22 protein-coding genes are annotated in these 17,708 nt (G+C 59.6%); 10 read left to right on the forward strand and 12 right to left on the reverse strand.

Features of this window, described 5'->3' with window-relative positions; translation table 11 throughout:
• Nucleotides 1-13: 13 nt before the first annotated feature.
• Nucleotides 14-1,243 carry a winged helix-turn-helix domain-containing protein gene (locus ACM6IT_RS06355; protein ID WP_414917718.1) on the reverse strand — a complete coding sequence of 410 codons (1,230 nt, stop codon included), beginning with the start codon at nucleotides 1,241-1,243 and terminating at the stop codon, nucleotides 14-16.
• A gap of 64 nt (nucleotides 1,244-1,307) precedes the next feature.
• Nucleotides 1,308-1,523: a DUF1127 domain-containing protein gene (locus ACM6IT_RS06360; protein ID WP_008049076.1), complete on the reverse strand. Its 216-nt coding sequence runs from the start codon at nucleotides 1,521-1,523 to the stop codon at nucleotides 1,308-1,310.
• A gap of 95 nt (nucleotides 1,524-1,618) precedes the next feature.
• Here ACM6IT_RS06360 and ACM6IT_RS06365 point away from each other — a divergent pair, with 95 nt between their 5' ends.
• Nucleotides 1,619-2,473: a LysR substrate-binding domain-containing protein gene (locus ACM6IT_RS06365; RefSeq protein ID WP_056727106.1), complete on the forward strand. Its 855-nt coding sequence runs from the start codon at nucleotides 1,619-1,621 to the stop codon at nucleotides 2,471-2,473.
• Here the strand turns inward: ACM6IT_RS06365 and ACM6IT_RS06370 are convergent.
• Nucleotides 2,463-3,197, reverse strand: a complete 735-nt coding sequence (locus ACM6IT_RS06370; RefSeq protein WP_056727107.1) for a sulfite exporter TauE/SafE family protein — start codon at nucleotides 3,195-3,197, stop codon at nucleotides 2,463-2,465. The two genes, ACM6IT_RS06365 and ACM6IT_RS06370, sit on opposite strands and share 11 nt — an antisense overlap.
• A 126-nt stretch (nucleotides 3,198-3,323) precedes the next feature.
• Here ACM6IT_RS06370 and ACM6IT_RS06375 point away from each other — a divergent pair, with 126 nt between their 5' ends.
• The 4 genes from ACM6IT_RS06375 (at nucleotide 3,324) to ACM6IT_RS06390 (ending at nucleotide 6,628) form a co-directional block, all read left to right on the forward strand.
• A complete protein-coding gene (locus ACM6IT_RS06375) occupies nucleotides 3,324-4,280 on the forward strand; it encodes a LysR family transcriptional regulator (protein ID WP_414914983.1) in 957 nt (318 codons plus the stop codon).
• Nucleotides 4,281-4,347: 67 nt separating this feature from the next.
• A complete protein-coding gene (locus ACM6IT_RS06380; RefSeq protein ID WP_414914982.1) occupies nucleotides 4,348-4,809 on the forward strand; it encodes a MarR family winged helix-turn-helix transcriptional regulator in 462 nt (153 codons plus the stop codon).
• A gap of 349 nt (nucleotides 4,810-5,158) precedes the next feature.
• On the forward strand, nucleotides 5,159-5,578 hold the full coding sequence (locus ACM6IT_RS06385; protein ID WP_056727109.1) for an organic hydroperoxide resistance protein: 420 nt from the start codon (nucleotides 5,159-5,161) through the stop codon (nucleotides 5,576-5,578).
• A gap of 33 nt (nucleotides 5,579-5,611) precedes the next feature.
• Nucleotides 5,612-6,628, forward strand: a complete 1,017-nt coding sequence (locus ACM6IT_RS06390; protein ID WP_056727110.1) for an alpha/beta hydrolase — start codon at nucleotides 5,612-5,614, stop codon at nucleotides 6,626-6,628.
• Between the two features lie 90 nt (nucleotides 6,629-6,718).
• On the opposite strand, the gene ACM6IT_RS06395 is transcribed toward ACM6IT_RS06390, so the two are convergent.
• Together ACM6IT_RS06395 and earP are read right to left on the reverse strand one after the other, a co-directional pair.
• Nucleotides 6,719-7,288, reverse strand: a complete 570-nt coding sequence (locus ACM6IT_RS06395) for an elongation factor P (protein WP_007943632.1) — start codon at nucleotides 7,286-7,288, stop codon at nucleotides 6,719-6,721.
• A 48-nt stretch (nucleotides 7,289-7,336) separates the two neighbouring features.
• Nucleotides 7,337-8,479, reverse strand: coding sequence for an elongation factor P maturation arginine rhamnosyltransferase EarP (earP, locus tag ACM6IT_RS06400; protein WP_414914981.1), 1,143 nt, complete (start codon nucleotides 8,477-8,479; stop codon nucleotides 7,337-7,339).
• A gap of 124 nt (nucleotides 8,480-8,603) precedes the next feature.
• On the opposite strand from earP, the gene ACM6IT_RS06405 reads away from it, so the two are divergent.
• A complete protein-coding gene (locus tag ACM6IT_RS06405) occupies nucleotides 8,604-9,014 on the forward strand; it encodes a hypothetical protein (RefSeq protein WP_223541079.1) in 411 nt (136 codons plus the stop codon).
• Between the two features lie 2 nt (nucleotides 9,015-9,016).
• A complete protein-coding gene (locus ACM6IT_RS06410) occupies nucleotides 9,017-9,499 on the forward strand; it encodes a GreA/GreB family elongation factor (protein ID WP_414914980.1) in 483 nt (160 codons plus the stop codon).
• A gap of 15 nt (nucleotides 9,500-9,514) precedes the next feature.
• Here the strand turns inward: ACM6IT_RS06410 and cysB are convergent, their stop codons facing one another.
• The 5 genes from cysB to ACM6IT_RS06435 form a co-directional block, all read right to left on the reverse strand.
• Complete coding sequence (gene cysB, locus ACM6IT_RS06415; RefSeq protein ID WP_015094029.1) at nucleotides 9,515-10,489, reverse strand: HTH-type transcriptional regulator CysB; 975 nt, start codon at nucleotides 10,487-10,489, stop codon at nucleotides 9,515-9,517.
• 113 nt (nucleotides 10,490-10,602) lie between these two features.
• Nucleotides 10,603-11,106: a universal stress protein gene (locus tag ACM6IT_RS06420; RefSeq protein WP_056727114.1), complete on the reverse strand. Its 504-nt coding sequence runs from the start codon at nucleotides 11,104-11,106 to the stop codon at nucleotides 10,603-10,605.
• Nucleotides 11,107-11,201: 95 nt separating this feature from the next.
• A complete protein-coding gene (locus ACM6IT_RS06425) occupies nucleotides 11,202-12,107 on the reverse strand; it encodes a 5'-nucleotidase (protein ID WP_110659447.1) in 906 nt (301 codons plus the stop codon).
• Nucleotides 12,108-12,132: 25 nt separating this feature from the next.
• The gene (locus ACM6IT_RS06430) at nucleotides 12,133-13,086 is read right to left on the reverse strand and encodes a putative 2-dehydropantoate 2-reductase (protein WP_056727116.1); all 954 of its coding nucleotides are present in this window, start codon (nucleotides 13,084-13,086) and stop codon (nucleotides 12,133-12,135) included.
• Entirely contained in the window at nucleotides 13,083-13,469 is a 387-nt protein-coding gene (locus tag ACM6IT_RS06435; RefSeq protein WP_056727117.1) for a thioredoxin family protein, read from the reverse strand. Before ACM6IT_RS06435 ends, ACM6IT_RS06430 begins: the two co-directional genes overlap by 4 nt.
• On the opposite strand from ACM6IT_RS06435, the gene ACM6IT_RS06440 reads away from it, so the two are divergent.
• Nucleotides 13,468-13,911 (forward strand): PilZ domain-containing protein, encoded by a 444-nt coding sequence (locus tag ACM6IT_RS06440; protein WP_082563014.1) that lies wholly within the window; start codon nucleotides 13,468-13,470, stop codon nucleotides 13,909-13,911. The genes ACM6IT_RS06435 and ACM6IT_RS06440 overlap by 2 nt on opposite strands.
• A gap of 187 nt (nucleotides 13,912-14,098) precedes the next feature.
• Nucleotides 14,099-15,175 carry a 3-deoxy-7-phosphoheptulonate synthase gene (locus ACM6IT_RS06445; protein ID WP_007973561.1) on the forward strand — a complete coding sequence of 359 codons (1,077 nt, stop codon included), beginning with the start codon at nucleotides 14,099-14,101 and terminating at the stop codon, nucleotides 15,173-15,175.
• Nucleotides 15,176-15,260: 85 nt separating this feature from the next.
• On the opposite strand, the gene ACM6IT_RS06450 is transcribed toward ACM6IT_RS06445, so the two are convergent.
• Nucleotides 15,261-15,548: a GNAT family N-acetyltransferase gene (locus ACM6IT_RS06450; protein ID WP_007973562.1), complete on the reverse strand. Its 288-nt coding sequence runs from the start codon at nucleotides 15,546-15,548 to the stop codon at nucleotides 15,261-15,263.
• Nucleotides 15,549-16,186: 638 nt separating this feature from the next.
• Here ACM6IT_RS06450 and oprI point away from each other — a divergent pair.
• Complete coding sequence (gene oprI / locus ACM6IT_RS06455; protein WP_003199355.1) at nucleotides 16,187-16,438, forward strand: outer membrane lipoprotei OprI; 252 nt, start codon at nucleotides 16,187-16,189, stop codon at nucleotides 16,436-16,438.
• 123 nt (nucleotides 16,439-16,561) lie between these two features.
• Here the strand turns inward: oprI and ACM6IT_RS06460 are convergent, their stop codons facing one another.
• A complete protein-coding gene (locus tag ACM6IT_RS06460) occupies nucleotides 16,562-17,536 on the reverse strand; it encodes a L,D-transpeptidase family protein (RefSeq protein ID WP_056727119.1) in 975 nt (324 codons plus the stop codon).
• Between the last annotated feature and the right edge of the window lie 172 nt (nucleotides 17,537-17,708).

Consider the following 17,708-nt stretch of genomic DNA (forward strand, 5'->3'; position numbering starts at 1 on the left):
CGATGACGTCAGATCAAACACCGCCAATTTGTGTGAATGCCTCCCGCAACCTTGCCGCACTCGCCCGCGGGCAATTGAGCTGAACCTGCGCCAGCCCAAGCCAATCCGCCATCTGCCGCAGATTGACCGCCAGCGCCAGCATCCCCTCCTCGTCCAGCCCCGCGTCCTCTTCATGCACCGCATGCACTGCCAGACGGCCCGCAGCCCGTTCCGCGCGAAGATCCACCCGTGCTGCAATCCGTTCGTTGTGCAAAAACGGCAGGACGTAATAGCCGTACACTCGCTTGTCTTGCGGTGTGTAGATCTCCAGCCGATAGCGGAAATCAAACAGCCGCTCGGTCCGGCTGCGCTCCCAGATCAGCGAATCGAACGGTGAGAGCAATGCACTGGCGACGACTTTGCGCGGCACTTTCGGCTCGGGCAGACAATAGGCCGGTTGCCGCCAGCCCTGGACTTCGCAGGTCAGCAATTCCCCTGCCTCGACCAACTCGGCCAAACGTGGACGACTGTCCCCAGGGTTCAAGCGGAAATAGTCACGCAAGTCCTTCTCCGTACCGACTCCCAAGGCCGTTACCGCATGCCGCAACAGGCCGCGCTGGGCCTCGCCTTCACTCAGGATGGGGTGCGCAAGCACCGCCCGGGGAATCACCCGCTCCGGCAGATCGTAGAGCCTTTCGAATCCGCGCCGTCCGGCAACGGTCACTTCACCGGCAGCGAACAACCATTCCAGCGCATGCTTTTCCGCACTCCAGTCCCACCAGGGGCCGGCCCGCTCCTGACGGGTCGACAGACTTGCGGCCCCCAACGCGCCCTGCTCCTCGACCGAAGCCAGCACCCGGCGAATGGTGTCCTGCTGTTCACGGCCAAAGCGCGCCAATTGCTGATAGATGTCTTCGCCACGGCTCGCACGCTGCATGCGCCAACGCATCAAGGGGTACATGGAAAGTGGCAACAACGAGGCTTCATGGCCCCAATACTCGAACAACGTACGGCGCCGGCCCTGGCTCCAGGCAGCCTGGTCGAGCAAATCGGATGAGTAATTGCCGAGGCGGGAAAACAGCGGAAGGTAGTGCGAACGCACCAATGCATTGACCGAATCGATCTGCAGAATGCCCAGCCGTTCGATCAGGCGATTGAGCGCAACTGCCTTGATCGCCGCTGACGACGACCGCCCGTTGAACCCTTGGGCGGCCAGCGCCAGACGCCGAGCCTGTTTGAGGGTAAAGGACAACGTTGCGGGCATGGGTGCCTCCTTGTCTGCTCGCAACCTACCTCACCGGTAAGGGGTTTGTGTAGCGTGGCATTCATCATTTATGCATCGGGTCATTCCAGAACGGCTTGATCGACTCGTTCTCCACATCCGCACGGCTCATGCCGATGTCCTTGAGTGCTTCGTCGCTCAAGCTCGCCAGCAGTTCGCGCTCGCGATGCAGTTCGTACCAGCGGCCGACCTTGTGCAGCAGATCGGATATCACGTGAATCGAGTGTTTTTCTGATCCCTGGAACTCGTGTTGACCTTTCATCTTGTTGCCCTCCGTTTGGATGGATCCAGTCTCGCGCCGGGTCTAAGATCAATCCAACGAATGTTTCTGATGTCACATATCTCGGAGATTGATGGATGTCCGCCTACCCGAGTATCGATACCGAAGTGTTGCGCACCTTCGTCGCCATCGCCGACCAGGGCGGCTTTACCCGCGCTGGCGAAATCGTCAACCGCACCCAGTCTGCCGTCAGCATGCAGATGAAACGCCTGGAAGAAGATGTGCTGCAGCGCCAGTTGTTCCAGCGCGACGGGCGGCAGGTGCGACTGACGGCCGAAGGCCAGGTGTTGCTCGGCTATGCGCGACGCATCCTCAAGCTGCACAGTGAGGTCTTCAATACCTTGCGTGAGCCCGACATGGTCGGCACCGTGCGCATCGGCACGCCGGACGATTATGTGATGCGGTTCCTCCCGGGGATCTTGCGCCGGTTTGCCCAGTCTTACCCGCTGATTCAGATAGAAGTGCACTGCGAATCATCTAAACAACTGCTGATGCGCCAGGATCTCGACCTGTCCATCGTGACCCGCGAACCGGGCAGCGAAATCGGCCAGTTGTTGCGCAAGGAACGTTTTGTCTGGGCCCAAGCGCAATGCTACAGCGCTCATGAGCAGACGCCGCTGCCGCTGGCGATGTTCAACAGTGATTGCTTCTGCCGACTGTGGGCCTGCAATGCCCTGGATGCCCGGGGGCGCGATTACCGGGTGGCGTACAACAGCGACAGCCTGTCGGCGATCATGGCGGTGGTCAGCGCCGGCCTGGCCGTCACGGCACAACTTGAAAGCCTGATCACCGCTGACATGCGCATCCTCGGTGAGGCCGAGGACCTGCCGCTGCTGCCCGAGGCCAGCATCATGCTCGTGCGCAACCTGCATAACCCGTCGCCCATCACTGAGTGCCTGGCCGAGCACATCGTCGAAGGCTTCAAACTTTGAAGGCGAGCATCACCGCACAGAACACCAGGAACCCGCAAAACAGCCCACGCAGCAGCCGCTCGGGCAAAGCGTGGGCAACCTTCACCCCCCAACTGATACTCATCAACCCACCGACCGCCAAAGGTAAGCCGATCACCCAGCTGACCTGATGGTGCGCGGCGTAAGTCACCAGCGTCACCCCTGTACTCGGCAAGGCAAGCGCCAACGACAACCCCTGTGCAACCACCTGGCTGGTGCCGAACAGACTGGTCAGCACCGGCGTCGCCACCACCGCGCCCCCCACGCCGAACAACCCGCCCATCGTGCCGGATGCAGCGCCAAGCACGCCCAGCCAGGGCCATGAGTAGTTCATCTGCGAGGTCGCCGGAGCGCTGGCGGCGAACATGCGAACAAGGTTGTACGCCGACAGCGCGATCAGGAATGCGACAAAACCAATGCGCATGGTTTGCGCATCAATGCCCACCGCCCAGATCGACCCGAGCCAGGCGAAGCAGAACCCCATGATGGCCAGCGGTAGCGCGTGGCGCAGTTCGATCCGGTTGCGCTGATGATAGCGCCACAGCGCCAGCATCACGTTCGGCACCACCATCACCAGCGCCGTGCCTTGGGCAATCTGCTGATCGAGCCCGAACAGCACGCCCAGCAGCGGAATGGCGATCAGGCCGCCGCCGATGCCAAACAACCCGCCGAGCGTGCCCAACGCAGCGCCGAACACCAGATACATCAAGAACTCAATCACAGCCTTTTCCCCATCGCCGTCAGGCCTTTGATCCTACGCAGTTGCTGCTGGCGCGGAAACGCACAGCATCGCACAATGGCTGTGCCAAATTCGCACAAGCACAAACTTGCCATGAACCCCAATCAACTGACCGACCAACTGGCCTTGTTCCTCGACGTGCTGGAAACCGGCAGTTTTTCCGCCGTCTCGCGCCGTCATCCGCTGACCCCTTCGGCCGTGGCTCGACGTATCGACAGCCTGGAAAGCGCAGTCGGCAGTCAACTGTTCCTGCGCAGTACCCATGCGGTACGCGCCACCCCGGCGGGATTGGCCTTTGCCGAGCGCGCACGGCGGATCGTCGCCGAATTGCGCCTGGCCCGGGCCGAGGCCGTGTCCCTGAGCAGCGCGCCGGAAGGCCTGATTCGTATCGATGCGCCGGCAGCTTTTGGGCGCCGGCACCTGGCACCGGTGATTGCCGATTTCCTGATGCTCTACCCCGGGCTCGATGTACAACTGCACCTGATCGACAGCTTCGTCGATATGCAGGGCCTGAACCTCGGCAAGGTCGATCTGGTATTGCGTGCCGGGCAATTGGCCGACACCCGGCTGGTAGCCACGCCCCTGGCGAGCATGGTGCGTATCGCCTGCGCCAGCCCTGATTATTTGCGGCGTCGCGGCGTGCCGAGCGAGCCGTCACAGCTGATTGAACACGACGGGCTTGACTGGGATGGCCTGGCTCCCCCCTTCGCCTGGCGTTTCGAGCGCGGCGGGCAAATGCAGTTGCACCGGCCGGCGCGGATCCGCATGAGCGCCAACAATGCCGAGGCGCTGGTGTGTGGCGCATTGGCCGGACTGGGTATCGCGCATCTGCCGACCTGGCTGGCCAGCGAGTACCTGTTGCGCGGTGAGTTGCTGCCGCTGTTCTGCGACAGCGGCCTGCCGAAACCGGAAAGCGCCGGCATCTATGCCTTGCGCCTGGAACAGCAGCCCAACTCCCGCAGTCGCTTGTTGCTGGAGTACCTGAAAACCCGTTTCAGCCCTGTTCCGCCCTGGGATCTGGTGCTGCAAACCCATTTGCAACTGCACTGATCAAAATTATCTGGCGCATTAAAGATTCGCCCGCTAGATTCTTCAGATCACAGATCAAGGCTTCAACATGAGCACCGAGCGCAACACCCCGGACAACTGCGACAACCTGCTGCTGGACAATCAGGCCTGCTTCGCCCTGCATTCCACTTCGCTGATGATGACCAAGGTCTACAAACCCTTGCTGCAAGCGCTGGGCCTGACCTATCCGCAATACCTGGCGATGATGGTGCTATGGGAAAGGGACGGTTTGACCGTAGGTGAAATCAGCACGCGGTTGCTGACCGATCCTGGATCGTTGACGCCGCTGCTCAAGCGCCTGGAAGCCGAAGGCCTGCTCAGCCGAACCCGCAGCCGCGAAGACGAGCGGGTGGTGATCGTCGAACTCACCGAACAGGGCCGGGCGTTACGCGACAAGGCCCGCGATGTTCCCCAGTGCATCCTCGGCGCCAGCGGGATGACCGTGGAGCGCCTGCAAAACCTGCAGGCGGAGTTGCAGGAGCTGCGTCGTCACCTGCAAGACAGCCTCTAGTCTCCAATCCACCACAAATCCCCTGTGGGAGCGGGCTTGCTCGCGAAAGCGGTAGATCAGTCGACTCTTGTGTTGACTGAAACACCGCCTTCGCGAGCAAGCCCGCTCCCACATTTGCTTTGTGCTGTCCCACAGAACTCGATTTCCCCTCCGAAAACCGCCCGCATAACCTCCAGTCGCTCTAACTCGATAGTTCCAGCCAATCCTTCTCAACCGTTTGTCTGTCCTGGCAAATTTATTTTATTTTTTATATTGCGCACTAAATATTAGCGCGATACATTTACCTCGCACTTACTTAGCGCGCAAACATTTAGCGCAAAACAACCAAACCCCGAATGAGGCTTTCACCATGCAAACTCTCTACACCGCAATCGCAACTTCCACTGGCGGCCGTGACGGTCGGGCGGTTTCCAGCGACAACATCCTCGACGTCAAGCTCGCCACGCCGAAAGAGCTCGGCGGTGCCGGCGGCGCAGCCACCAACCCAGAGCAACTGTTCGCTGCCGGCTACTCCGCCTGCTTCATCGGTGCCCTGAAATTCGTGGCCAGCCAGACCAGGCGCAGCATTCCCAACGACGCTTCTATCACCGCCCATGTCGGCATCGGCCAGATCCCTGGCGGCTTCGGCCTGGACATCGACCTGCACATCAGCCTGCCGGGTCTTGAACAAGCCGATGCACAAGCACTGGTCGATGCGGCCCACCAGGTCTGCCCGTACTCCAACGCCACCCGTGGCAACGTCGATGTGCGTCTGCACGTTACCGTCTAACCGCTGATTACCAGGCCCGAACAGGAAACGAACATGAACACTTTCAGCAAAGTCTTGACCGGTACCCTTCTCGCCTTGTCCATCGGGAACGCGATCGCAGGTAACGGGGTTGAACACAACACCCAGGCATTCCTCGACGTACTGAACGCCGGCACCGGCAAACCGATGGAGCAAATGACGCCCGCCGAGGCCCGCGCGGTTCTGGTAGGCGCTCAGTCCGGGGTCAAGCTGACGCTGCCAAAAGCCGATGTCAGCCAGAAGACCATTCAAGTCGACGGCCAACCGATCAGCCTGACCATCGTCCGGCCGGCCGGGGTCAAGGGCGAGCTGCCGGTGTTCATGTTCTTCCACGGCGGTGGCTGGGTGCTGGGGGATTTCCCGACCCACGAGCGGTTGGTGCGTGACCTGGTGACGGGTTCGGGTGCCGCGGCGGTGTTCGTGAACTACACGCCGTCGCCGGAAGCGCATTACCCGGTGGCGATCAACCAGGCTTATGCCGCGACCCGATGGGTGGCCGAGCACGGCAAAGAGATCAATGTCGATGGCCAGCGCCTGGCGGTAGCCGGCAACAGCGTCGGCGGCAACATGGCGGCGGTGGTTGCGCTGATGGCCAAGGACAAGGGCACTCCGGCGATCAGGTTCCAGGTGCTGTTGTGGCCGGTGACTGATGCCAACTTCGAAACCGCGTCCTACAACCAGTTTGCCGAGGGGCACTTCCTCAGCAAAAACATGATGAAGTGGTTCTGGGACAACTACACCACCGATGCCAAGCAGCGCAACGAGATCTACGCCTCGCCACTGCGCGCGACCACTGCCCAGTTGAAAGGACTGCCTCCAGCGCTGGTTCAGACCGCCGGAGCCGACGTATTGCGCGACGAAGGCGAAGCCTATGCCCGCAAACTCGATGAAGCCGGAGTGCCGGTGACCTCGGTTCGCTACAACGGCCTGATCCACGACTACGGTTTGCTCAACGTGGTGAGCCAGGTGCCAGCGGTGCGTTCGGCGATGTTGCAGGCGTCTGAAGAGCTCAAGCAACACCTGAAGAAATAACGCAGAACAACATGTGGGGGTCAACGCAGATTCTGCAGGCACAAAAAAGCCCGACTCAATGGTCGGGCTTTTTCATTCCTGAAGCTGTGCTTATTTGGCACGGCCTTTGTAGGAACCGCCTTCGCGGGTATCGATCTCGATCATGTCGCCGATTTCGATGAAGTCAGCAACCGACAGCTCGGTACCGTTCTTCAGTTTGGCAGGCTTCATTACCTTGCCGGAAGTGTCGCCGCGAGCGGAACCTTCGGTGTAGTCAACCTGACGCACGATGGTGGTCGGCAGCTCTACGGAAACCAGACGCTCTTCGAAGAAGATCGCTTCGCAAACATCGGTCATGCCTTCTTCAACGAAAGGCAGAACGGCTTCGATGTCTTCAGCGTTCAGCTCGTACATGGTGTAGTCGGTGGTGTCCATGAACGTGTAGGTGTCGCCGCTGATGAAGGACAGGGTCGCTTCTTTGCGGTCGAGGATTACGTCGTCCAGTTTGTCGTCGGCGCTGTAAACGATCTCGGTCTTGTAACCGGTCAGCAGGTTCTTCAGCTTGGTCTTCATGATCGCGCTGTTACGACCGGACTTGGTGAATTCAGCTTTCTGAACCAGCCAAGGATCGTTTTCGAGACGAATCACGGTCCCGGGTTTCAGTTCTTTACCAGTTTTCATTGCGAATATCCGAATTTGGATGGGATTTACAAAAATCTAGGCCGCGTATCATATCCAATTTCCATAAAACTGTACCAGCGCCGTGGCAAGATCGGCCTGCAAGGCCTGTTCCTGACACCACGCCTCGGCGTGTTTTTCCAGCTCTGGCCAGTGTTTACGGGTCAATTGCCAGTGGTCGGCTATTTTTTCACCAGCGTTCCACGCCCGCCAGAGACCGCTGATCGCCTCCCGCGCAGGTGCAGATAACCCTTTTACATAAAGTTCAAGGAAGGCTTCGAGCTTGTCCAGGTGGATGTCTTCTTCCTGCCGATAGATGTGCCAGAGAAATGGCCGGCCGGCCCATTGGGCGCGCACAAAGGAGTCTTCGCCGCGCACGGCATTGAAATCGCAGCACCACAGTAACCGGTCGTATTGGTCCTGGCGGACGAATGGCAGCACCTGCACGGTCAAGGCGTCGCGCACATGCACGGCACCGGCCGCCAGCCCCTGCACACCGAGCCAACGCTCGACGTCGCCGAGAATCCGCCCTTCCGGCACCAGCAGATGAGTGGCCGTAGAATCGCCAGCCATTGCATCGAGCCAGCTGGCCAGACCGCTGTTTTCGTAGGCAAACAATGAGATCAACTGCGCGCCGGGCGCAGGATCAATCCCCATACCTTGCAGGAATTCTCTTTGAGCCTGCGGGTCTTGCTGAAATTGCCGACGCCGTTCCAGCAACCCTCGCTCACGCAGCAGTCCGCCGGTGCCCTTCTGGAATCCAGGGAAGAAAAAGAACTTCTGTACGCTTTTGTACTTCACAGAGGGTAAGCCGTGACAACCGATCACCCAGTCCTCGGCGCTCAGATAGTCGAGGTTCATCCATAGGGGCGGCTTTTCCCGTTCGACCATGGCGTCCATATAGGCGCTCGGCAACTGGCAGGCAAACGCAGCAATCACCACATCGGCGGCTTCGGTCGGCTGCCATTCGGCTGGCCATTGGCGCACATCGACGTCGTGCTGCCATTGCTGCACAGCGTCAATGTCGATTTCCGGGCACAGGCGCTCGAATGCTCGCAGGTCATCGACCCATAGACGCACCGCCAGTCCATGTTCGGCCACCAGTTGCCGGGCCAGTCGCCAGGTCACGCCGATGTCGCCGAAGTTGTCGACCACGGTGCAAAAAATATCCCAGCGGGTTTTCATTTCAGGCATACCAGGTTCCCGTTGGCAAAGGCGCCGATTGTCCGCATAAATTACCCCGTGCAGAAGAGCCGACGGCGATTATTCTTCATGCGACAATCGCTACCCGCCAGTCACCTTTCGCCAGGAGGCAACCATGCCCCACAGCCCCACTCCGCGCCGATCCTTCCCGATCAGCCTTAGCGCCCTGCAACTGACAGGCAGTATCGCCCTCGGCATGTGGCTCGGGTTCATTGCCATTGTGTTGACCTGCTGGCTCGCGTCGCGCCTGCTGTTCAGCGAGCAACTCGCCCCGATCGCGGCAGCGGTAGAGCAACTGGCCCAACCACCCGCAGTGGCTCAACCGCTGCCGAACATTCCGTCACAGAGCCCGCTGTTCGAGCAATATGAAGAAAACCTGCGCAAGAACGAACAGCAGCAACGGCTTGATCAGGCACGCGGCAGCAGTCGCAACCTGGCCAACCCGAACTGTCAGTTCTGGCTGCAACAGGACCGGACTGCACCCAGCGAAAAAAGCCGCGCCAACGTCCTGCAATTCTGCGATTGATCATGAATAAGCAAACCGTCCACCAACTGATTCTCGACAAGCTGCGGATCGATCTCGACATCGCCGAGCGCGCCGCGCAAACCGCCTACGAAACGGCAACCCACGAAGAAAACATCGCCGAGAACAAGTACGACACCCTGGGGCTGGAAGCGTCCTATCTCGCGGCCGGGCAAGCCAGGCGGGTCGAGGAAATTCGCCAGTCACTGAGCCTCTGTCAGAACCTGTCCCTGCGCCCGTATGACGATCAGCGGGGCATCGAAGTGGGCGCGCTGTTGGGGCTGGAGGACGAAAAGGGGCGCGAACAATGGCTGTTTCTGGCCCCCGATGCAGCCGGGCTGAAGGTCGACCTGGTGGGGCAACTGATTACCGTCATCACCCCGCGCTCACCGCTGGGCAAAAGCCTGCTGGGCAAGTTCGAGGGCGATGAGGTGGAGATCATGGTGGCTGGCGCTCGGCAACAGTTCGCTGTCACCGAGGTGGTTTGACCGGCAGAAACGCTGTCAGTGAACGGGCAGTTCTACGCCTTCGAACAGCTCTTCCAGCTCTTGCTTATTGTGGCACTGAATGGCCTTGGCCATGACTTCGCGGGTCAGGTGCGGCGCAAACTTCTCGATGAAGTCGCACATGAAACCCCGCAGGAAGGTGCCGCGACGGAAGCCGATCTTGGTCACGCTGGACTCGAACAGTTCGCTGGCATCGAGTACCACCAGGTCGCTGTCGAGCTTGGTATCGACAGCCATTTTCGCCACGATGCCCACGCCCAGACCCAGGCGAACATAGGTTTTGATCACGTCGGCGTCGGCGGCGGTGAACACCACTTTCGGCGTCAGGCCGCGATGGCTGAAGGCTTCGTCGAGTTTCGAACGGCCGGTGAAACCGAACACGTACGTCACGATCGGGTATTCGGCCAGGGCTTCGAGGGTCAGTTTCGACAGTTTGGTCAGCGGGTGGCCCTGAGGCACGACCACGCAACGGTTCCAGCGGTAGCACGGCATCATCACCAAATCACCGAACAGCTCGAGCGCTTCGGTGGCAATGGCGAAATCCACGGTGCCATCAGCCGCCATTTCGGCGATTTGCATCGGCGATCCCTGGTGCATGTGCAGGGCAACGTCCGGGTATTGCTTGATGAAATTGCTGATTACCGGCGGCAATGCATAACGCGCCTGGGTGTGAGTGGTGGCAATCGACAGGGTGCCTTTCTTCTCGTTGGAGAATTCCTGGGCGATCTGCTTGATGCTTTCAACCTTGCGCAGAATCTCGCCAGCAGTGGTGATGATGCGCTCGCCGGCCGGGGTAACGCGGGTCAGGTGCTTGCCGCTGCGAGCAAAAACCTCGACGCCCAGTTCGTCTTCCAGCAGACGGATCTGTTTGCTGATGCCGGGTTGAGAGGTGTAAAGGCTTTGGGCTGTAGCGGAAACGTTGAGGTCGTGGTGCGCCACTTCCCAGATGTAGCGCAATTGTTGAAGCTTCATATGAATCCCTCAAAGCAGGTAGACGCCACGGGCATCAGCGACGATATATAACTATATTAATGGCACGAAGAATAAATCTAGAACTTTTTTATCAGATTGCCACTATTCGTGTCCTAGCGGTCCCCTTGGCGACGACGTTGCACCAGCGGCACCAGATAGACCGGCACCTTGGACAGTTGCAACACACGGGCGGCGGTTCGCCCCAAAGGCGTTTCCGCACCGGCACCGTGGCTGTGACTACCTACGATCAACAAATCCACGGAGAGTTTCTGCGCCTGGTCCAGAATCACCTGCGACGGATCGCCCTGCAGCACCCGTACAGCCTGAATCCGCTCCAGATCGTGCTCCCCCTCATCCCCCAACTCCTCACGAAAACTGTCGAGCACCCGCTGCTCGATACTGGCGATCACCGTATTCAGGCCCTGGCTGTGAAACTCGTTCAGCGCCTGTTCATCGAGATAACTTTGCAGCACCGATTCGGCAAACAACCCCATGGGTTCAACCGCATGCACGACATACAAACTGGCATTGAAGGTCCTGGCCAGTTCCAGGGCATGCTGCATCACCACGGGCGCGTACAGGCCAAGGTCAGTGGCATACAGCATCGAACGAATCATATGACCTCCTCGACTGCCAACATGGCGCAGATTTGATTCAGCTTAGCAGTGCCTTGGCGACTGCGGCGTCCGGCGCAACGCATTGAACGGCGGGCTTAAACCTTTTGCTCGTTGCTTATGCCATGGGGCACATGACCGGTGGCGACGACTTCACGGGCCAATTCGCAGTGGCCGGCCTGATCGTCGAAAAACACGTCGGCCGCGAAGGCTTCGAGAAAGGCCGACTTGGTCAGGCCGCCGAGGAACAGCGACTCGTCGAGACGGATGTCCCATTCGCGCAACGTGCGAATGACCCGCTCATGGGCCGGTGCCGATCGTGCCGTGACCAGCGCGGTACGGATCGGACAGGCGTCCTCCGGGAACTCACGTTGCAACAGATTGAGGGCTGCGAGAAAGCCCTTGAACGGCCCTCCGCGCAACGGCTCGCGGGCGGCCTCACGTTCGCTGGCCTGAAAGGCTTCCAGACCACCGGCCTGATAAATGCGCTCCGACTCATCGGAAAACAGCACCGCGTCTCCGTCGAAGGCAATGCGCAACTCGTCGCTGGCCGCACGGCTGGCACCGCCCGACAGAATGGTCGCTGCCGCGAACCCGGCGTCCAGCGCATTGCGCACGTCTTCAGCGTGGGTCGAGAGAAACAGGTCGCAGCCAAAAGCCTTGAGGTAGGGATACGGACTGCGCCCGCCGACAAAGGCCGCGCGGGAAATCGCCAGCCCGTAGTGGTCAATCGAGTTGAACACCCGCAGCCCGGTGTCGGCGCTGTTGCGCGACACCAGAATCACCTCGACCCGGGCGCGGCCGAGGCTGTTGTTGAGGTTCAGGAGTTTCTGCACCAACGGGAAGGCATCGCCGGGCTCGAGGATTTCGTCTTCGTGTTCGATCTGATACTGCCGGTACGCTTCGACGCCACTCGACAGGTAGACCTTGTGGCTTTCGCTCAGGTCGAACAGCGCCCGCGAAGAAATCGCCAGCACCAGCTTGTCGTCAATTGCCTTTGGCATGCCCTTCCCCCTCAGGTCGGTCGACTCAGGTGTTGCGTCGATCAATGAAACTCAAACTGCGATACAAGGCCTCGATGCGTGGCATTTCACACCCGGCTGCCTTCGCCGCCGCCAAAGGCCGGGCGTAAATCGCGGCCAGTTCCAGCGGTCGCTTGTGCAAATAATCGTGGTACATGCTCGGCCAGTAGTCGGGCATTTTCTCGGTCACCATGAACAAATGCTCGGCATACCCTGCCGGTACGTCGTGCCCGCAGGCAACAGCGCCTTGCACCACTTCAGCCATCAGCGCCTTGACCAGCTCGCGACTGTCGGCATCGGCCATCAACGGTGTAGTGCTTGCCCCCAGCAAAACCGAGAGACCGTTGTAAGGGATATTCCAGACCAGTTTTTGCCAACGCGCCTGATGTAAATTCGCCATGGCCTGGGAATCGAGGCCGGCGCTACGAAAAAGTCCGACGCCCTCCTCGACAATTGCGCTGCGTGCCGGTCCATCGGCGGGACCGCTGTGATAACCCACATGCACCGCGCCCAGCGCCTGATGGGTAATGACGCCCGGCGCCTCGCGATGGACGCAGATGTAGCACAGCCCTCCGAGCACATGCAGCGAATCGGGGAGCAACGCGCGCAGGCTGTCTTCGACATCCAGTCCGTTTTGCAGCAGCAGTACCTTGGCGTTCGGTGCCGCCGCCTGCAGGATGGCGGGTGCCAGATCGGCGTTGCTGGTGGTTTTCGCCCCCACCAGCAGCCAGTCGCAGGGCGGCATGTCTTCAGCGTTCGAATAAGCCTGCACCGGATTCAGTTTCAGCGCACCGTGGGGCGCGCTATCGACTTGCAACCCGTGCTCGGACACAGCGCAAAACTCGCTGCGCAGCAGAAAATGCACATCAAAACCGGCACGCGCCAGCATCACCCCGTAGAAACCGCCGATTGCGCCGGTCCCGATAATGCCGACCGTCGGCCTGGCAACTGCTCCCATCATGGCAACTCCTCTGCTGTTCGACTCAGCGCCTGGCGCACAGCCCGATTGAGCTCGATGTCGGTCAGGCGCGATTTCAGTGCTCCAAAGAATTCGCCGTCGCGAACGACAAACAGCGCCGGCAAGTGAAAGACCTGATAACGCTCGACCACCCCGCCGTTGTTGCCGGCATCGATCCAGCACAGTCGATCGACTGCCAGGTCGAGTGTCGGCAATTGCTCGCGGGCAAAACGGCAACCGGCGCAGCCGACACTGGTGAAAATAACCAGCGATACACCGCTCATCGCCAGCAGCCGTTGGTCGACGTCAAAATCGGTCAGTTCCAATTCGACCACTATACTGGAGGGAACAATGTCAGATGGCCGACACATGGAGTCTGTGTTCATGGGACGATTCATTCCTCACCCTGACGATGTGCCTGTCGAGTTAACGTTACTGAAACCTGAGTGTATTTCGCGACGACAGCTGCACACTATCAGTCTCGGGGGCATGGCTTGCAATTATCACCGCGCGTGGCGCCACGGCACGGCGCTGGAGGTACGCATGCCGACCGTGAACCCGGACATGCGCTACCTGGGCTATGTGGCCTGGTGCCTGCGACGCAAGCGTGGTTATCTGGTAGGCATCGCTTTCGTCGACGAACAAACGCTGTTCAGCGCCCGAATGGGCGAGCAGGTGTGCCAGATCGAACGCTACTGCCGCCTGCATGACACCCACGAAGACTTGCAGGATATCCAGGCCCTGGCCCTCGAATGGGTCCAGGAGCATGCCGACGAGTTCTCTCACGACTCGGTGCGCAAGGCTTTTGCGCAGCCGGTGCTGGAATAGAGGCATTCTTGATCGATTTGCGCCTCGCGGCAGGGAAACTGACTGCGAAACCCCACCAAACCGGCGTCTGCCCATTGTCGAGCCACGGTGTAACGCGCTAAGGTTCGGCTCCCCGACGCGCTTAATTTGCTGTGCTCCGCCGCGCGGGTTCGCTGGCGGCCGGCACCCGTGACCTGACGAGTAAACGATGGCTGATTTACCGATCAACGACCTAAACGTCGCCTCCAACGAGACTCTGATCACTCCCGATCAGCTCAAGCGCGATATTCCCCTGAGCGACGCCGCACTGCGCACCGTCACCAAGGGCCGCGAAGTCATTCGCAACATTCTGGACGGCACCGACCACCGCCTGTTCGTCGTGATCGGGCCTTGCTCGATCCACGACATCAAGGCCGCCCACGAATATGCCGAGCGCCTGAAGGTGCTCGCTGCCGAAGTGTCCGATACCCTGTATCTGGTCATGCGCGTGTATTTCGAGAAGCCACGTACCACCGTCGGCTGGAAAGGCTTGATCAACGACCCTTACCTGGACGACTCGTTCAAGATCCAGGACGGCTTGCACATCGGTCGCCAGTTGCTGCTGGACCTGGCCGAAAAAGGCCTGCCGACCGCCACCGAAGCCCTCGACCCGATCTCCCCGCAATACTTGCAGGACCTGATCAGCTGGTCGGCCATCGGCGCGCGCACCACCGAATCCCAGACGCACCGTGAAATGGCCTCCGGCCTGTCCTCGGCCGTCGGCTTCAAGAATGGCACCGATGGCGGCCTGACCGTGGCGATCAACGCCCTGCAGTCGGTTTCCAGCCCGCACCGCTTCCTGGGCATCAACCAGGAAGGTGGCGTGTCGATCGTGACCACCAAGGGCAATGCCTACGGTCACGTGGTGCTGCGCGGCGGCAACGGCAAGCCGAACTACGATTCGGTCAGTGTTGCGCTCTGCGAGCAGGCGCTGAACAAGGCGAAGATCAAGCCGAACATCATGGTCGATTGCAGCCACGCCAACTCCAACAAGGATCCGGCCCTGCAACCGCTGGTGATGGAGAACGTCGCCAACCAGATCCTCGAAGGCAACAAGTCGATTATCGGCCTGATGGTAGAAAGCCACCTGAACTGGGGCGCCCAGGCGATCCCGAAAGACCTCGCCGACCTGCAATATGGCGTGTCGATCACCGACGCCTGCATCGACTGGACCGCGACCGAAAACACCTTGCGCAGCATGCATGCCAAGCTCAAGGACGTGCTGCCTAAACGCGATCGCAGCTGATCGCCTGTCTGGCGGCGCAAAAAGCGCAAACAAAAAAACGCCGGGCTGAACCCGGCGTTTTTTTATGCGTTCGTTTTGTTGAAGGTCACTGACTCAGCTTGGCCGCATGCCGCTGGTGACGCTCCATGTAGCGCTCGACGTAGGAGCACGATGGGATGACGGTGTAGCCCATTTCGTCAGCGTACTCCAGCGCCTTCTCGGTCAAGGCTGCCGCAATACCGCGACCACGCAATGCGTTGGGCACGAAGGTGCGATAGATATCCAGGGTCTGCTTCCCCAGATCCATATAGGTCAGATAGGCACGATGACCGTCCACATTGGTCTCGAACTGATGACCAGCCTGGTCATGGTGGATGGACAACGCCTCGCTCATCACTACTCCTCGCGGGTCTGGAATTCCGACCCCTACCTTACCGATGTTTTTCCGGCGAAGGAACATCTACGCCACCCCGTGCCTGAATGGACACCGAGAAGAGCTGCACCGATCTCGCGCTACCGAGCACGTACAAATAGTAGGCACCATTGGCGGAAATGCTCAAGGTGCGCTCGTCATCGTGCGGGTTGGCGGGTGCTGCTCCGGATCACGCAGGATTGGTTCGACCCAAGATCGCTCGGGGTCGATAGCCTGTACATTGCCGGATGTTGAGACTTAAGACGAGCGCCCGTTGTTAAAGTCACCTGAACATCGAGAAAGATATTGAGAGGCGCCACACAAAAGCCGAACAAAAGTGTAGACGAATCCATGTAGGCGGACTTTAGCCAGACTGAAAAACAGCGCCGTGTCGCAGGAACTTTTTCTCATCAGCTCGCTCAGCCACGGGCCTTGCAGCTGGATATTTTTTAAACAATTCAGTTAAAAGTTGCTCGAAAAAGAATCAACGCCTACAATTTTTTTTGCTTCTTGCGTCACGTCAGTTTTACTTACTACAAGTAATGGGTAGTATGTACGCCGGCTATTTCCTCAATCGGAGGAGATAGCTACTTAATAGAAAGTCCTTGAAGGGGAACACGATGAACAACGTTCTGAAATTCTCTGCTCTGGCTCTGGCCGCAGTTCTGGCTACCGGTTGCAGCAGCGCATCGAAAGAAACCGAAGCACGTCTGACCGCTACTGAAGACGCAGCTGCTCGCTCCCAGGCTCGTGCAGACGAAGCTTACCGTAAAGCTGATGAAGCTCTGGCTGCTGCTCAAAAAGCACAACAGACTGCTGACGAAGCTAACGAGCGTGCACTGCGCATGCTGGACAAAGCTAGCCGCAAGTAATAATCCTTCGGGATTGTTATCAAGCCGACCCATTTTTTGGGTCGGCTTTTTTATTGCCTGGCGTTTCTCCAGACAATAAAAAACCCGTCGACGCGGTCCGCGCCGACGGGCCCTTTGCCAGCCTTACTGCAGCGGGTCGATCGGCATACTCGACACCATCGGCGCAACGCCGTTGCCCGGCACAGCGATCTCAACCGGCAGGCCGTCTTCAGCGGCGACCACATCACGCACCACATCCCAGTTCATGCGCAGGTTGTTGGTGATGTCTTCACGCTTGAGCATCGCATTGATGACGGAGGTGTGCTTGTCGACCACCGACGGGTTGCCCTTGTCGTCCAGCGGCGTATGCGCCTCCAGATAGACCTTGCCGCCACTCAGGCCGAACTTGTACGGGTCGTTGATGATCCGCACCGACGTACCGACCGGCACCATGCCCGCCATTTCCAGCACGTTATTGTTGAACATGCGGAAGCAACCGTGGCTGGTGCGCATGCCGATACCGAACTTCTTATTCGAACCGTGGATCAGGTAGCCCGGTGTGCCCAGGGTGAACTTGAACGGCCCCAGAGGGTTGTCAGGGCCGGCCGGCACGACATTGGGCAGCGGATCACCGTCTGCTGCGTGCTCGGCCTTGATCGAAGCCGGAGGCGTCCAGGTCGGATTAGGTGTCTTGGCAATGATGCTGGTGTGGGCAATCGGCGAGCCCCAGCCTTCACGACCGATACCCAGCGGGAACGTGTACACCACGTTCTTGCCTTTCGGGTAGTAGTAGAGGCGGTACTCGGCCAGGTTGATCACGATGCCTTCACGGGGGCCTGGTGGCAGGATGAAGCGGGTCGGCAGGATGATTTCCGTGCCGGCGCCTGGCAACCAGGCATCGACACCCGGGTTGGCCGCGACCATTTCCGTGTAGCCCAGATCGTAGGCGGTACCAAGGTCGGCGAAGGTATCTTCGTACTTGGCCTTGATCACCTGCACCTGGCCGATGATGTCCTCACCTGGCGGTGGCAGGGGAAACTCCAATGCTGCGACTGGACCGGCCACAAAGAGGGCGGCAAGAGTCAGGCAGCGGGTGACGGCAGGAAAGCGCGGCAACATCCGGAAAATCCTTCGCATGATCAACAGAGATATAAGAGCGCGATTGTACACCGCTGTCCGTTATTTCGGGGAGATGGCCCGATTGCAGGCAGTGCAAGGCGATTTTGCGATTATCCTCGATCCCAGATTGGGTCCCCGGTTTTACTCGGGACTTGTGCCCACTGGGGATCCC

The organism is Pseudomonas sp. IT-P4 (assembly GCF_949767755.1).
GTDB classification, from domain to species: Bacteria; Pseudomonadota; Gammaproteobacteria; order Pseudomonadales; family Pseudomonadaceae; genus Aquipseudomonas; species Aquipseudomonas monachiensis.

Bases quoted from the DNA above. Each gene is read 5' to 3' on its own strand.
- ACM6IT_RS06355 (WP_414917718.1), bottom strand. From the start codon at position 1,243: ATGCCCGCAACGTTGTCCTTTACCCTCAAACAGGCTCGGCGTCTGGCG.
- ACM6IT_RS06460 (WP_056727119.1), bottom strand. From the start codon at position 17,536: ATGTTGCCGCGCTTTCCTGCCGTCACCCGCTGCCTGACTCTTGCCGCC.
- ACM6IT_RS06380 (WP_414914982.1), top strand. From the start codon at position 4,348: ATGAGCACCGAGCGCAACACCCCGGACAACTGCGACAACCTGCTGCTG.
- ACM6IT_RS06370 (WP_056727107.1), bottom strand. From the start codon at position 3,197: ATGTATCTGGTGTTCGGCGCTGCGTTGGGCACGCTCGGCGGGTTGTTT.
- ACM6IT_RS06420 (WP_056727114.1), bottom strand. From the start codon at position 11,106: ATGATTCGTTCGATGCTGTATGCCACTGACCTTGGCCTGTACGCGCCC.
- ACM6IT_RS06365 (WP_056727106.1), top strand. From the start codon at position 1,619: ATGTCCGCCTACCCGAGTATCGATACCGAAGTGTTGCGCACCTTCGTC.
- ACM6IT_RS06430 (WP_056727116.1), bottom strand. From the start codon at position 13,086: ATGATGGGAGCAGTTGCCAGGCCGACGGTCGGCATTATCGGGACCGGC.
- oprI (WP_003199355.1), top strand. From the start codon at position 16,187: ATGAACAACGTTCTGAAATTCTCTGCTCTGGCTCTGGCCGCAGTTCTG.
- ACM6IT_RS06410 (WP_414914980.1), top strand. From the start codon at position 9,017: ATGAATAAGCAAACCGTCCACCAACTGATTCTCGACAAGCTGCGGATC.
- cysB (WP_015094029.1), bottom strand. From the start codon at position 10,489: ATGAAGCTTCAACAATTGCGCTACATCTGGGAAGTGGCGCACCACGAC.
- ACM6IT_RS06405 (WP_223541079.1), top strand. From the start codon at position 8,604: ATGCCCCACAGCCCCACTCCGCGCCGATCCTTCCCGATCAGCCTTAGC.
- ACM6IT_RS06445 (WP_007973561.1), top strand. From the start codon at position 14,099: ATGGCTGATTTACCGATCAACGACCTAAACGTCGCCTCCAACGAGACT.
- ACM6IT_RS06385 (WP_056727109.1), top strand. From the start codon at position 5,159: ATGCAAACTCTCTACACCGCAATCGCAACTTCCACTGGCGGCCGTGAC.
- ACM6IT_RS06450 (WP_007973562.1), bottom strand. From the start codon at position 15,548: ATGAGCGAGGCGTTGTCCATCCACCATGACCAGGCTGGTCATCAGTTC.
- earP (WP_414914981.1), bottom strand. From the start codon at position 8,479: ATGCCTGAAATGAAAACCCGCTGGGATATTTTTTGCACCGTGGTCGAC.
- ACM6IT_RS06395 (WP_007943632.1), bottom strand. From the start codon at position 7,288: ATGAAAACTGGTAAAGAACTGAAACCCGGGACCGTGATTCGTCTCGAA.
- ACM6IT_RS06390 (WP_056727110.1), top strand. From the start codon at position 5,612: ATGAACACTTTCAGCAAAGTCTTGACCGGTACCCTTCTCGCCTTGTCC.
- ACM6IT_RS06360 (WP_008049076.1), bottom strand. From the start codon at position 1,523: ATGAAAGGTCAACACGAGTTCCAGGGATCAGAAAAACACTCGATTCAC.
- ACM6IT_RS06425 (WP_110659447.1), bottom strand. From the start codon at position 12,107: ATGCCAAAGGCAATTGACGACAAGCTGGTGCTGGCGATTTCTTCGCGG.
- ACM6IT_RS06375 (WP_414914983.1), top strand. From the start codon at position 3,324: ATGAACCCCAATCAACTGACCGACCAACTGGCCTTGTTCCTCGACGTG.
- ACM6IT_RS06440 (WP_082563014.1), top strand. From the start codon at position 13,468: ATGGGACGATTCATTCCTCACCCTGACGATGTGCCTGTCGAGTTAACG.
- ACM6IT_RS06435 (WP_056727117.1), bottom strand. From the start codon at position 13,469: ATGAACACAGACTCCATGTGTCGGCCATCTGACATTGTTCCCTCCAGT.